This window comes from Priestia sp. HNGD-A6 (genome assembly GCF_045784335.1).
GTDB classification, from domain to species: domain Bacteria; phylum Bacillota; class Bacilli; order Bacillales; family Bacillaceae_H; genus Priestia; species Priestia zanthoxyli.
This window is the reverse complement of record NZ_CP138621.1, coordinates 450,436-464,179: the sequence shown is the minus strand read 5'-3', so window position 1 is coordinate 464,179 and position 13,744 is coordinate 450,436. Positions and strand designations below refer to the sequence as shown.

Below are 13,744 nucleotides of genomic sequence, written 5' to 3'. Positions count from 1 at the left end.
AAATATGAAGCATGAATTTATCATAAGGTGCGTTTTGTAAGTAAGTGGACAGAAGGAGAAAGTGAACGGAGGTTAAACAGTAGTGAGTGAACAAAATCAACGACTTTTTGAATATATTTTAGAAAATTCAGCCTCTATCAGTGAAGAATGGCTGCGCCAAAGAAGTAATATTAAAGGATCGATTTACTCAAAGGACGCAGATGCTTCAGTTGAGAAAAAGCTGCGTGAGCAGCATCTTTATACGATTGGAACAATTGCGAGCGGCTTTCTTGACGATCAAAAGATTTTTAAACAACGTATGGTGAAATGGACGACGGAAGTAGTAAACAGCAGAATTAAATTTGATACGCCGATTTACGAGGTAGTAGAAGCGCTAAGCAAAACAAGAAAAATTATTTGGACGTATGTCAAAACATATAGCCTGATACATTCATCTATTAAAAAAGAAGATATACTGTCTTGGAGCGAAGTTTATCATACAACATTTGATAAACTCCTTAATGAATTCTCCGAACAGTATTATAAAATCACAAGGCAAAAAATAAGTCTTCAGCAAGAGCTAATCGACGAAACGAGTTTTCCTGTCATTCCAATTGTAGATCACATCGCGGTCTTGCCTTTAGTAGGGCTTATTGATGAAATCAAAGGTGATTCTATTATCGAGGTTGTTCCAAAAAAGTGTGCAGAAAAACATATAAGGCATCTAGTCATTGACTTATCGGGTGTAAATTATGTAGATACGTATGTTGCTCACAAATTTTTTGATTTGATTAACATTTTGCAGCTGCTAGGCATCCATGCGATTATGTCAGGAGTGAATCCTGACATGGCTCAGACGACTGTTAATGTAGGAATTAGTTTTAATAAAATTGAAACGTTTGGACATTTAAAACAAGCTCTCTCTTCGCTTGGTGTAAAGAAAAAAGAAGAGGAATAAAGTATAGAAATGCTAGATCGAAACGGAACTGTTTGAGACCTTTACTTTCAGTTCCGTTTTTTGTTTGTCTATATTGTGTATATGAAAATATGAAATAATATTCTGCTGCATTCAAAATCTTGTAAGCATGTCTTACAAACTCCTTTTCATATGGGGACAAATGGAAGATACTAAGGAACAAATAAACGGCGGTTTTCTATGCCAAACGTCTCGTTTAGCTCAAGAATGGAGGTGTAAAGAGAAGAATAAGAGAAGTACATAATGAGATAGTTAAAGTGTTAGATAAGTACTGATAAGCCGTGTGATTAAGGAGGAGTTCTATGAAAATAATTTATCTTCTTTGCTTGCTTCCATTTGTAGGAATATTAGGTTTATTGCCTTTTGTTAACAAAGTAACGCCGTTTATTTTAGGGATGCCTTTTTTTCTCTTTTGGATTGTTATGTGGGTAATCCTTACGTCTTTTATTATGGGCATTGTGTACAAGCTCGATCCTGCTGTTAAAGGAGGAGATAAATAATGAATACTGCTCTGATTATTATTTTTGGCTTTTTACTTTTAGCTATTTATCTTGGAATTCGAGCTACGCGGGGCAAAAAAATGGATTTAGAACAGTGGAGCGTAGGGGGCAGAGGTTTTGGAACCGTTTTTGTATTCTTTTTGATGGCGGGTGAAATCTATACTACTTTTACGTTTCTAGGTGGAAGCGCTTGGGCATATGGGAAAGGAGGGCCGGCGTTTTATATTTTAGCCTATATTTCTTTAGCGTACGTTTTAGGGTATTGGATTGGTCCGCAAATATGGCGATATGCGAAGCAGCATAAGCTCATGTCTCAGCCGGATTTTTTTGTTTCAAAATACAAAAGTCCGTTTCTTGGTATCGTTGTTTCATGTGCAGGGGTGCTGGCAATTGTTCCTTATATTATTTTACAGTTCAAAGGCCTAGGCATTATTGTATCTGAAGCTTCTTATGGCTCTATCTCTTCAACTGCAGCCATTTGGATTGGAGCCATATCATTAACGGTTTACTTAATGATATCAGGCATACATGGTTCCGCTTGGACGGCTATTGTGAAAGATATTATGATTTTTATTGTTGTCTTATTTTTAGGAATATATATGCCAATTCATTACTACGGAGGCTTACAGCCGATGTTTGAGGCTGTGCATCAAGCAAATCCAACGTTTCTTACTCTTCCCAAGACAGGTCTAAGTATTTCGTGGTTTATTTCTACAGTCATGCTGACCGTATTAGGATTTTACATGTGGCCGCATACGTTTAATGCAACATATTCAGCTGAAAACGAGAATGTATTTCGAAAGAATTCTATTATAAGTCCTATTTATACGTTAATGCTGCTTTTTGTCTTTTTTGTAGGGTTCACTGCTCTTATGCAGGTACCTGGACTACAAGGTGCAGAAGCGGACTTGTCACTGCTTCGTCTTTCCATTCAAACATTTGACCCGTGGATTGTCGGCTTTATTGGCGCAGCCGGTTTATTAACAGCACTTGTACCTGGATCGATGCTCTTGATGGCAGCTTCTACGTCACTATCTAAAAACGTTTACGGCGTGCTTGTTCCCTCAGCGACGGGCAAACAAATTTCGATACTGGCTAAATGCTTCGTACCAGTCATTGCGCTTGTTTCAGTCTATTTTACACTTCATGGAGGGAATACAATTGTAACGCTTTTACTAATGGGTTACAGCATTGTGACGCAGCTGTTTCCTGCTTTTATTTTTAGTTTAATGAAAAACAATATCGTGACTAAATACGGGGCGTGTGCAGGTATTGTTGCCGGCATTGCGTCTGTGATGTATATAACGATTACTGAAACAACGCTTGGCACGTTGTTTCCTGCGTTGCCACAAATCATTAAAGATACAAATGTCGGCGTCATTTCTTTATTTATTAATTTAGTTGTATTAATGGTGGTTAGTTTAGCAACAAAAAAAATCGCCGCACAGCCGCATTTTGAAAGTGGGGCAGTAGATGGCAAACAGATTTTATGAAAATCTTTTTCCAATTGCGTTTTAAGAACATCATGAAGGGTATAAAAGTAGTGCATCACCAAAATGTTCAATATGGCTGCAACACGTAAGCAGCCTTCTCGATAAAATGTAACGATTGCGTTGTTTTTAAACATAGGTAACGAGTGTGAAAAGCAACAAGACGTATGCCACAAGCGGTGTACGTCTTTTCTATGAAAGATATTCACCTAAAAAAGGAGATGATAACATGACATCTGAAAAAGCATTTGAGCAAAAGAAAGATCTTTTAATGAATCAAATTATTGAATCGGGTTACTTTAAAGCAGAAGACGGGAGACATTTGTACGAATTGAATTTAAGTGAACTAGAACAAACGCATCACGACCTTCAAAGCCAAAAGGTAAGAGAAGTATAATTTGAATCTTCTAGATTATTAGCAATTCAGCTGATTTCGTATATGTCTGTAAACACCGGCTGTTCAGTTTGTTCCTCCGCGATTTTTTTGGTTTGAAAGCAGGCACTTTTCTTTTTCTTCCGGTGCGTTTACAACCTCGCTGTTTACAACCATATTCCTCAAACATATAACTCAACACTTAAGAAATAGGCAAATAAAAACAAAAAAAGCGCAGAAGCTGCGCTTTTTTTATTAAGTTAAAAACGAGTGGAAGCCGCTGTTTTTTTAGGTTTGCTCATTGCTTTTTTTAATACTTCAGAAAAATAGGGCTCTCCGCTAGGATTTTGCTGTCTTAGCAAGTCAATGGTTCCTTTCACGTCATCCATAGCTCTGTGAGCGTTCTCTCTCTCAATCTTATGATGGTCAAGAAGTGTTGTTAGTTTTTTATTAGGAAAGCCGTACTCTTTCCATTTGACAGCACGCATAGAGCAGTGCCATTTTTGGTTAAATAAAGATGGATACCGTTTTAAAAGAAAACTGCGATCGAAAGAAGCATTATGAGCGATGATAGCCGAAACGCTAGTTAACAGCGATTCCACTTTTTTATCGTCTAATGTTTTATTTTTGACCATCTCATTTGTAATTCCCGTTAAGTTTGTAATGTACGGGAAAATGGGAGTTGAAGGCATATTAAATTCTTCATATTCTTCTACAATGTCGATTATTTCTCCGGTAGCAGAATCATAAGAAACAACAGCAATTGCCAGTTCGATAATATCGCATGTTTGAGCACTTAAGCCCGTTGTTTCAACATCTAAAACGGCTGCTAATTTCACTTGTTCAGTTGACAACTCGTCGCCCTCCCTTTCTATTTATCATTCTATTAGCTTATCATTTTTTAACAGAAAACGTTAGTAAAAAAGATGAGCAAGCATGTACACGGGTTTATTTTATACGCCCACGTGGAAAAGGAATTCACTTTTTTAAAGGAGATGACGATAGCAAAGGAGAATAGTAATATTTACTCATCTAAATTAAGTCTTCATTGAAAATAATGAAATGAAGGAAGAAGGGGATCGTTATCATGCAATTGCTGTATATGGTACTTTTTCTTGTCTTAATTTTTTGGGGAATTACATCTTTTATTCATTACAGGAATCAAACTATTAAAGTTCGTTTGAACAAACATTATACGAATGCAGTAGAATGGATTGAAGCTGTTAAACAAGAGCTGGAAAAGCAAGGGAAATCCGTGAGTTATGAAGGGGATTTCTTGTTTAAAATTGATGAAAAACCTTATGAAATCGCAGCGCGCAATATGTCTATTTGGAGCACGTCGCTCTATCATATCTTGCTGCATCGTCAAAAAGAACATTCTTAAATTTGCTTGCATACAAAGGTTATCACTTCTCGTCTATCGAGAAGTGATTTTTTTATCTTTCTGTATCCATAATGGGGAATTTTTTGTTTTTATATAATAGTAATACGGAAAAGGTGGTTCTAATTCCCTAAAAAAATACGCTTCATACAGTTTTAGTTGTGGTTATCGATTTGGCATGGAATTTGCATACGCAAGAAGGGTTTATCAGACATTTTAATTGTCAGGCAAAGAAAACTAGTTACATACTATAAAACTATTTTACATTATCTACTAGAATCAAAAAATTTTAATAATATAGTAAAATGTAGTTGACCTTCCTAGTTTTAGAATATAAAATAAATCTTGCTAATAGTTTGAAAATTCTAAAATGGAGGGGTTTACTTGAAAAGCTGGAAAAAGATTTTGGGGACATCTTTTCTTGCCACAACTGTTACATTAAGCGGAGTGGGACCAGTACTTATGAATGGAAGTACTGCTTCAGCTAAAACCGCACAATCGGAAGAACTTCCGAGTTCACCAATTGATATGAATACAGTACCGGAAGAAAGATTGGCTAACGCACTGAAAAACCAAGGAGTTATTTCTCAAAGTGCAACACCGCAAGAAGTGAAGAAAGCCGTTACTTCTTACATAAACAAAAAAGATGCACATAAAGAGAGCATGAAAGGACATAAAGCTAGCAAAATTGATTTGAAAGCGAAAGAAATGCAAACAAAACAAAAAGAAAAGTTTCAACGAGGCGAATTTGCTAACATTAAGTCTCAAGGAAACAATTCGGGGAACGGGGTAAACGTTAAACCTGCAGCTCAGGCAAAATATAACGGACAAGTGAGAAAAGATAAAGTTCTTGTACTTTTAGTCGAATACGCAGACTTTAAGCACAATAATGTCATTCAAGAACCTGGTTACATGTATGCAAAAGACTTTAACCGAAATCACTATCAGCAATTAATGTTTGGAAAGAAAGACTTTACGCTATTCAACGGAAAGAAAATTAAAACGTTTAAACAATATTATGAAGAACAGTCTGGAGGTAGTTACACAGTAGATGGAACGGTTTCTGACTGGTTAACCGTACCTGGAAACGCAAAAGAATACGGAGCAGACAATCCAGCGGGAGGAAACGATAATGCGCCTGGATCTAAAGGGCCTCGTAACCTTGTAAAAGAAGCGCTTGCTGCAGCAGCAAAAAGCGGCATTAACCTTTCAGATTATGATCAGTTCGATCAATATGATATCGATGGAGATGGCAACCGCAATGAGCCTGACGGCATAGTGGATCACTTAATGGTCATTCATGCTGGAACTGGGCAAGAAGCAGGTGGAGGTAAACTAGGAAACGATGCTATCTGGTCTCACCGCTCTACTTTGGGACAAGTATATAAAGTTCCTGGAACAAACATGGCTGCTTATGATTATACAATCGAACCGGAAGACGGAGCAGTTGGGGTTTTTGCTCATGAATTTGGCCATGATTTAGGTTTGCCGGATGAGTATGATACACAGTATACGGGTCAAGGTGAGCCGGTAGGCGTTTGGTCAATTATGAGCGGAGGGAGCTGGGCTGGTGAAGTAGCTGGAACAGAACCGACAAGTTTCTCCCCGCAAAATAAAGAGTTTTTCCAAGCAAATATGGGTGGAAACTGGGCAAATATTCAACAAATTGACAGCAAAAACATTACAAAATCGGGCTCTGTGAGCGTGGTTGATCAAAGTGTCACAAAATCTAAACGACCAGGTATTGTAAAGATTAATTTACCTAAAAAAGCTGTTCAAGGGATTAAGCCTGAGTTTGGAAGCAACTATTATTACAGTAAACGCGGAGACGATCTGCATACGACGATGACAACGCCAGAGTTTGATTTAACAACGGCCAACACAGCTAAATTCAATTACAAAGCGTTCTATGAAGTAGAGGCAGAATACGATTACTTATATGTAAATGCGATTCTTCCTGACGGTTCAAAAGTTCTGTTAGATACAATTGGTGATAAAGCGAATAATGCAGATGGTTCTGCTGAAACATCTAACGGAAAATGGGAAGATAAAAGTTATGACTTAACGCAGTTTAAAGGTAAAAAAATCAAGCTTCAATTTGAATACGTCACGGACGGCGGACTTGCTCTTCAAGGATTCGCTCTTGATAATGCTAGTTTAGTAGTAGATGGAAAAACGGTATTCACGGACGATGCTGAAGGAGCTCCAAAAGTAACGTTAGATGGATTTGAAAAGACAAACGGCATCAGCTATAAAGATAACTATTATTACCTTGAGTGGAGAAACTATGCAGGCAGTGATAAAGCACTTCAATTCGCGCGCGGTGCAAAATATAATACAGGCATGCTGCTTTGGTACGCAGATGAAAGCTATCTTGATAACTGGGTAGGACAACATCCGGGTGAAGGATTCCTTGGTGTAGTTGATTCACATGCTCATAAAGTTCTTTACTTTAATGTGAATGGTATTAGCACTACAGCAAATTCAAGCCGATATCAAATTGCAGACGCGGCGTTCTCATTTGATAAATCACCTGCTTGGTCATATTCTCATAAAACGTGGGGAACGATTTCATCTAAAGAATCAAATGGTGTTACAAGCTTTAACGATAAAAAATCGTATTTAGATGAAAGAATTAAAGATGCAGGCCGCTTGCTTCCTCAAAACGGATTAAAATTAGACGTAATTGGTGAAGCAAAAGACAATTCAGCTGGTGCTGTATGGATTCATAAGTAAAATTGGACGTATTAAAAAGATCTGAAGAGCGTATTCTTCGGATCTTTTTTTGTATCATAAAATCATAATAAACTATGAGCTAAATAATCAAATAAGTTAAGCCCGTTTAAAAAATAGAAAAAAGGGAATTTTCAACAGTGAATAATTGTTATTATGTCATGAAATTCATCCATATAATCAATACTAATAGGTAAAGAAAATATTGAAAAGGAGTTCTAACTATGAGCTATCGTATCGAAAGAGATTCAATTGGAGAAATCAAAGTGGCAGAAGATAAACTATGGGGAGCGCAAACGCAAAGAAGTAAAGAAAACTTTCCAATAGGGATTGAAAAAATGCCGATTGAAGTAATACGCGCTTTTGCGGTTCTGAAGAAAAGTGCGGCTATTAGCAATCATAAACTAGGCAAACTATCAGCAGGGAAATCGGAAGCCATCGTGCAAGCTGCTAACGAAATTATTGAAGGGAAATGGAATGAACATTTTCCTTTAGTAGTATGGCAGACAGGAAGCGGAACGCAATCAAACATGAATGTAAATGAAGTGATTTCCCACCGGGGAAACCAGCTAATAAACGGCGACGAAACGCTCCATCCAAATGATGATGTTAATATGTCACAAAGCTCTAACGATACTTTCCCTACAGCTCTTCATATTGCAGCTGTACTAGAAGTCGAAGATCAATTATTACCTACTCTAAAAACATTAAAAGAAACGTTTGCTGCGAAGCAAGAGCAGTTTAAAGATATTATTAAAATAGGAAGAACCCATTTACAAGATGCTACACCGCTAACACTAGGACAAGAAATTAGCGGATGGCATCATATGCTCGAAAAAAATGAAGAAATGATTAAACAAAGCGTAGAGTATATGAAGGAGCTAGCTATTGGCGGTACAGCTGTTGGGACGGGGATAAATGCACATCCTGACTTCGGCGATGAAGTAGCGAAAGAAATCAGCAGCACGCTTGGAAAAACATTTATCTCAGCACCTAATAAATTTCATGCATTAACAAGTCACGATCAAGTGGTTTATGCCCATGGTGCACTCAAAGCCTTAGCAGCTGACTTAATGAAAATCGCCAATGACGTACGCTGGCTGGCAAGCGGTCCTCGGAGCGGATTAGGTGAAATCACGATTCCTGCCAACGAACCAGGAAGTTCTATTATGCCTGGAAAAGTAAATCCAACTCAAAGTGAAGCTCTAACAATGGTTTCTGCACAAGTGTTAGGGAATGACGTGACGATTGGCATTGCGGCTAGTCAAGGAAACTTTGAATTAAATGTATTTAAGCCGGTTATTATTTATAATTTTTTACAATCAGTCAGACTGCTGACAGATTCCATGCAGGCTTTTAACGATAAATGCGCAGTAGGAATTGAACCCAACAAAGAGAAAATCCAGCATAATCTAGAAAATTCTCTTATGCTTGTAACAGCGTTAAATCCGCACATAGGGTATGAAAATGCGGCTAAAATTGCCAAGCTGGCTCATCAAGAAGGAACGACATTAAAAGAAGCAGCGGTAAAAACAGGCCTTCTGACAGAAGAACAATTTGAGCAATGGGTAAATCCAGCTAATATGATTCATCCATCAAAATAAAACAAGAAGCCAAGCAGCTCAGAATGCTTGGCTTCTTGTTTTATAATAAAATGAACATTGTTCTAAATAAACATATAAAAAGAGAAAGCGGATTAAAAGAATTTTTACACTACCTTGTACTAGATTCAAGTACATACGATTAGGGTATTTACATCTTTATAAAGGAGGGATTCAAGTGACGTACGAAGTGAAGTTTTATTTTGGAAATGAAAAATCAATCAGTACATTGGTTGAATCAGAAAATGTAAAAGAGCTTGAGGAATCTATTATTCATACGCAAGGATGGTATCGTTATTATGACAAAAAACACGAAGCTTATTTAGCTATTCAAATGAGCAACGTTTTACACATCGTTATAAAAGAATATCAAGATCCGGAAAAACAGGGGTTTTAAAATATTCGTCGTATACATAAGGAAGCTAGCAAAAGAGGTGAAAACTATGCAAAGTCGACATTCAAATAATCCTATTATTCTCGATGTTTCTCATCATCAAGGAATCATTAATTGGAAAGAAATAAAAAACACCTCAGTGAAAGGGGTGTATATAAAGTTAACAGAAGGCGGAACTTTTGTAGACCCTAGATCTTATGAAAATTATATAGGTGCTAAAAATGCGGGCTTGAGAGTAGGGTTTTATCATTATGCTCACTGTACAAATAGCCCGGAGAAAGAAGCTGCTTTTTTTATTGCTCAGCTTGGACAAATGAAACTAGACCTTCCGCCGTGTTTGGATCTAGAAGAAGATAAGAAAAAATCCAAAGAATTTGTTTCTCGCTTTGCCGTAAGCTGGCTTGAGTATGTTCACAAAGCAACAGGGATTAAACCTATCGTATATACGAATTATCATTTCGCTAAAACTTTTTTTACAAACGAAATAAGTAAGTATCCTTTGTGGGTAGCAAGATATAGTGCAAACAACAGACAAGGCGGTATGCAGCACCCTGGTGAGCTAAGTCAATGGCAGCGATGGGCAATGTTTCAGTATACGGATTCTGGCAGAGTAAAAGGAATTTCTACAAATGTGGATATAAATGAAATGGACTGCTCATTTTTTAAAGAAGTCACAACAAATCTCTCTATGACGAATAATACAAAAGGACCATTTGTCTATTCCAAAGGTGATAGAGGGTTAGGAGTCAAACAAATTCAGCAAAACTTACTTACGCTAGGTTTTTCTCTTCCGAAGTTTGGAGCAGACGGTTTCTATGGAGATGAATTAATCGCTGCAGTGAAAAAATTCCAGAATCAGTATGGCCTTTTTTCAGATGGAATAGCAGGAGCGGACACGCTGCAGCGTCTTATTAAAGAAGTGAATAATCTGAATAATCGGGTTTGAGAGAGTACCTGAGAGGGAAAAGTTATTGTAAGATTCAAAAAGGTACAAGGAAGGAGTTATTATGAGAAAACGAAAACAAAAAGCATTGATATCAGGTATTACGCTATCAACGGTAGGAGTCGGCATTACGTCTTATCTATTAAGCGATGCTGCGAAACGACGAAAAGTAAAAGGACTTGTTCGAAGTGCCAAAGTAAAACTTTCAAGTTTATCTAAAAAACAGCAGGTAAATGCTAGCCTAAATAAAGATGCGCATTCAGATCCTACGTACGTTTCTGAAAGCAATATGATTTCAGAAGGACCTATGTATCAAGATCAGCATAGATAATAAAAAAACTAGTCTTGCCTCGGGCGAGACTAGTTTTTTTTATCAATTTCATAAATAGCAGCGCTTATTCATGTTACACTCTCTATATAAGGGAATTATTTCACGCATATTTACAAGTAAAGGAGGAATAGAAGGAGTGATTAGTAGCGGATTATTTGTTAACTTATGTATTTTTTCGTTTTTTGTCAGTATTATGATTGCGATACGAATATTTTTGCTGCAGCGTCTAGCCCATAAATACAAATGGATGAGTGGTGTTTATGCAAGTATTGTTTCTGCTATTCTTATGATATATAGCGTTACGTATCAACAGATTACATATGATTTACGTTTTCTTCCTCTTATTTTGACCGTTCTATACTTTGGTTATAGAGCCGGTGCAGTTGCAGGTATCACTATGGCTGTGTGCAGTATCTATTTAGAAAGTCATTGGTTACTGACTATCTTAATTTTAATCTTTACCTTTTTATTTTCCCTTCCTCTTATTCGATATAGAAAGCAGTTTTCTTTATTAAAACAATCTCTTCTTTGTTTTTTTATTCATTTTATCGTTCATGTCTTACTGACGAATTACTTCTGGAATACACCTATTCAGTCGCCGTTTTATAGCGAAATAGAATATTTAGTGTTCGGAATTCTCGGACTGGGAGTAGCTGTAGCGACGATAGAATTTTATCGTAAATTTTACGCTGTAGCAGAAGAAGCTGCTTATGCTGGATCAGATTCATGTAAGGATGAAGAAGATTCTTTTTTTGTCAGAATAATGAAAAAAGAACTGGAATATACGAAAGAACAGCTGGAGTCTTTTATTAATCATCACATGGATGCGGTGATCATAACTGATTTAGAAGGTCGGATCTTGCGAGTTAATGAAGCCTACGAAAAAGTATATGGCTGGAAAGCCCACGAAGTAGTTGGGAAAACATATTACGAAATAGCAGGGGCTTTTAGTGAGGACGTACATGAGAATATAAAAAAGACGGTTGCTGAAAAAGAGGCAATCAATCGAGTAGAAGTTGTAAGAGCTCGTAAAGACGGAAGTTTAGTAGATCTTCGCATCACTATTTCGCCAATTTTTAATGGGAAAGATGAGTTAATAGGTTTGTCTGGAGTATGTGTGGATATATCTGAGGCTAAAAAAGCGAGAAAAGAGCTTGACTTGCTGCATCGTAAGCTTAAGGAAAGTGAGTTGAAATATCGAACGTTATTTGAATATGCAAACGACGCAATTTATTTACTTGAAATAGGTTCTAATCATTTTCCTTCTCGTTTTATCGAAGTAAATGAAGCTGGATGTAAGCGCTTTGGATATACGAGAGAAGAGCTTTTATCCATGCCATGCCAAGATATTATACCTAGAGATTCTGACATTGTTCGAAAAACGGTTGAAGAAATTCGCCAAGGAAATCTTTCTTTCACGCTGCAATCACAGTTTACATTTAAGTCTGGAGAAGTAAAAAAACTAGAATATAGTGGGAAATTGTTCAATATAGAAAACAAAAAAGTGCTTCTTATTGTTTCAAGAGACAGGACAGAATACCTAGAAACAGAAGAGCTGTTGCAGAAATCTGAGAAATTAGCAGCGGTCGGTCAGCTTGCTACAGCTATTGCTCATGAAATTAGAAATCCTTTAACGGCCATCAAAGGGTTTATGCAGCTATTAACTGAAAAAGCGAGTAAAGAAGAGTTAACCTATATGAACATTATATCCTCTGAAATTGAGCGTATTGAAATGATTACAGATGAATTCATGTCTGTGGCAAAACCACAGGCCGTAACATTTCAGTCGATTGATTTGCAGCTGTTAATTCAACAAGTGATTTTATTGCTGCAGCCTCAAGCAACCATGAAAAACATTTTTATTGAACTTCACTCATATGGAGAATTGCCTCTTGTATATTGTGAAAGCAATCAAATGAAACAGGTGTTTATAAATATTCTTAAAAATGCGATTGAAGCAATGCCTTCCGGAGGCGAAATTAAAGTTGAGCTGAGACAAAAAGACAACAATCACCTTCATATTCAAATTATTGATGAAGGTGTAGGAATTTCAAAAGATCGCATTAAACATTTAGGTGAACCATTTTACAGTATTAAAGAAGACGGTATTGGGTTAGGGTTAATGATCTGCTTTAATATTATCCAGCAGCATAAAGGAACTCTTAGTATTGAAAGTGAAGTAAACAAAGGGACGAATGTGGAAATTTGTTTACCGTTAAAATAAAAGGTAATCAGTTAAAGGCAGAAGAAATTTTGCAACAAGTTGTTTAGTAAAGTTATAATATTCTATGTTGGAGTAAAATAAGCAAAGGAGTGGTTACGATTAAACAGAAAAAGTGGATTAACATATTTCGTATTCTGTATATTATTTTTGCTATTATTGCAATTGGAGCATCTTTTGGAGACTATTCTTTCGGGCTTAATAATCCCCGCATAGTCAGTTTAACGGCTCTCGTTTTGGCGGTTATTTGTATTGTTCCGTATTACATACTTCGCTTTAAAGAACAAGCTTCTAAAAGTAAATAAGTTAATATTTGTTATCTTAAAAGAGGCTGTGACAAAAGCAGTTTAGTTGAAGGAAAATCCGAACGATGAATCGTTCGGATTTTTTCATTGGTAGGGTGAACGTAGGTTTCATCTATTTAGTTGCTTCTAGCTATTGATTGGAGTGATTTCGTTATGTCTCAATTTCTTTTTTATCGTTATAAAAGGGCGATAAATGGGCGAGCATTTTTTCTAGCCTGTACATATGCTATAGAGTAAACAGGCTACGGAGGTGAAGTGAAATGGGATTTTGTAACTGGGGTTACGGCGGTGGTTATGGCTACGGCGGTTACGGCGGCTACGGTAGTTACGGTGGCGGTTTTGCATTAATCGTTGTACTATTTGTTTTATTAGTTATCGTTGGTTGTGTATGCTTGAAATAAACAGAAAAAGCACGGATTTACAAAGATTTTAGTAGATTCGTGCTTTTTTACGTTCATAAGAAGTACAGTACTATAATAAAATAATGTTGTGCACGTACATAAAAAACATATAAAAA

The 13,744-nt window shown here is 36.7% G+C and carries 13 protein-coding genes; 12 read left to right on the top strand and 1 reads right to left on the bottom strand.

The window, feature by feature from the left end; translation table 11 throughout:
* Positions 1–82: 82 nt before the first annotated feature.
* The 4 genes from SCI76_RS02435 to SCI76_RS02420 all read left to right on the top strand — a co-directional run bounded on the left by SCI76_RS02435 (position 83) and on the right by SCI76_RS02420 (position 3,342).
* A complete protein-coding gene (locus tag SCI76_RS02435) occupies positions 83–937 on the top strand; it encodes an STAS domain-containing protein (protein WP_328180159.1) in 855 nt (284 codons plus the stop codon).
* 320 nt (positions 938–1,257) lie between these two features.
* Entirely contained in the window at positions 1,258–1,455 is a 198-nt protein-coding gene (locus SCI76_RS02430; RefSeq protein ID WP_013083119.1) for a DUF3311 domain-containing protein, read from the top strand.
* Positions 1,455–2,948: a sodium:solute symporter gene (locus tag SCI76_RS02425; RefSeq protein WP_275211130.1), complete on the top strand. Its 1,494-nt coding sequence runs from the start codon at positions 1,455–1,457 to the stop codon at positions 2,946–2,948. Before SCI76_RS02430 ends, SCI76_RS02425 begins: the two co-directional genes overlap by 1 nt.
* 226 nt (positions 2,949–3,174) lie before the next feature.
* Entirely contained in the window at positions 3,175–3,342 is a 168-nt protein-coding gene (locus SCI76_RS02420) for a Fur-regulated basic protein FbpA (protein ID WP_080754423.1), read from the top strand.
* A gap of 236 nt (positions 3,343–3,578) precedes the next feature.
* Here SCI76_RS02420 and SCI76_RS02415 read toward each other — a convergent pair whose 3' ends face one another.
* Entirely contained in the window at positions 3,579–4,172 is a 594-nt protein-coding gene (locus tag SCI76_RS02415) for an exonuclease domain-containing protein (RefSeq protein ID WP_063248019.1), read from the bottom strand.
* A gap of 233 nt (positions 4,173–4,405) precedes the next feature.
* Here SCI76_RS02415 and SCI76_RS02410 point away from each other — a divergent pair, with 233 nt between their 5' ends.
* The 8 genes from SCI76_RS02410 (at position 4,406) to yjcZ (ending at position 13,628) form a co-directional block, all read left to right on the top strand.
* Positions 4,406–4,702 (top strand): hypothetical protein, encoded by a 297-nt coding sequence (locus tag SCI76_RS02410; RefSeq protein ID WP_028413377.1) that lies wholly within the window; start codon positions 4,406–4,408, stop codon positions 4,700–4,702.
* A 381-nt stretch (positions 4,703–5,083) separates the two neighbouring features.
* Entirely contained in the window at positions 5,084–7,435 is a 2,352-nt protein-coding gene (locus tag SCI76_RS02405) for an immune inhibitor A domain-containing protein (protein WP_328180158.1), read from the top strand.
* A gap of 221 nt (positions 7,436–7,656) precedes the next feature.
* Positions 7,657–9,036 (top strand): class II fumarate hydratase, encoded by a 1,380-nt coding sequence (gene fumC, locus SCI76_RS02400; RefSeq protein WP_048020951.1) that lies wholly within the window; start codon positions 7,657–7,659, stop codon positions 9,034–9,036.
* 175 nt (positions 9,037–9,211) lie between these two features.
* Positions 9,212–9,430 carry a hypothetical protein gene (locus SCI76_RS02395; protein WP_108674720.1) on the top strand — a complete coding sequence of 73 codons (219 nt, stop codon included), beginning with the start codon at positions 9,212–9,214 and terminating at the stop codon, positions 9,428–9,430.
* Positions 9,431–9,476: 46 nt separating this feature from the next.
* Positions 9,477–10,373: a GH25 family lysozyme gene (locus SCI76_RS02390; protein WP_048020949.1), complete on the top strand. Its 897-nt coding sequence runs from the start codon at positions 9,477–9,479 to the stop codon at positions 10,371–10,373.
* 61 nt (positions 10,374–10,434) lie between these two features.
* Positions 10,435–10,701 (top strand): hypothetical protein, encoded by a 267-nt coding sequence (locus tag SCI76_RS02385; RefSeq protein WP_028413373.1) that lies wholly within the window; start codon positions 10,435–10,437, stop codon positions 10,699–10,701.
* Positions 10,702–10,837: 136 nt separating this feature from the next.
* Positions 10,838–12,925 (top strand): PAS domain S-box protein, encoded by a 2,088-nt coding sequence (locus SCI76_RS02380; protein WP_221833336.1) that lies wholly within the window; start codon positions 10,838–10,840, stop codon positions 12,923–12,925.
* A 562-nt stretch (positions 12,926–13,487) separates the two neighbouring features.
* Positions 13,488–13,628 (top strand): sporulation protein YjcZ, encoded by a 141-nt coding sequence (yjcZ, locus tag SCI76_RS02375; RefSeq protein ID WP_048020947.1) that lies wholly within the window; start codon positions 13,488–13,490, stop codon positions 13,626–13,628.
* The last annotated feature ends 116 nt before the right edge of the window (positions 13,629–13,744 follow it).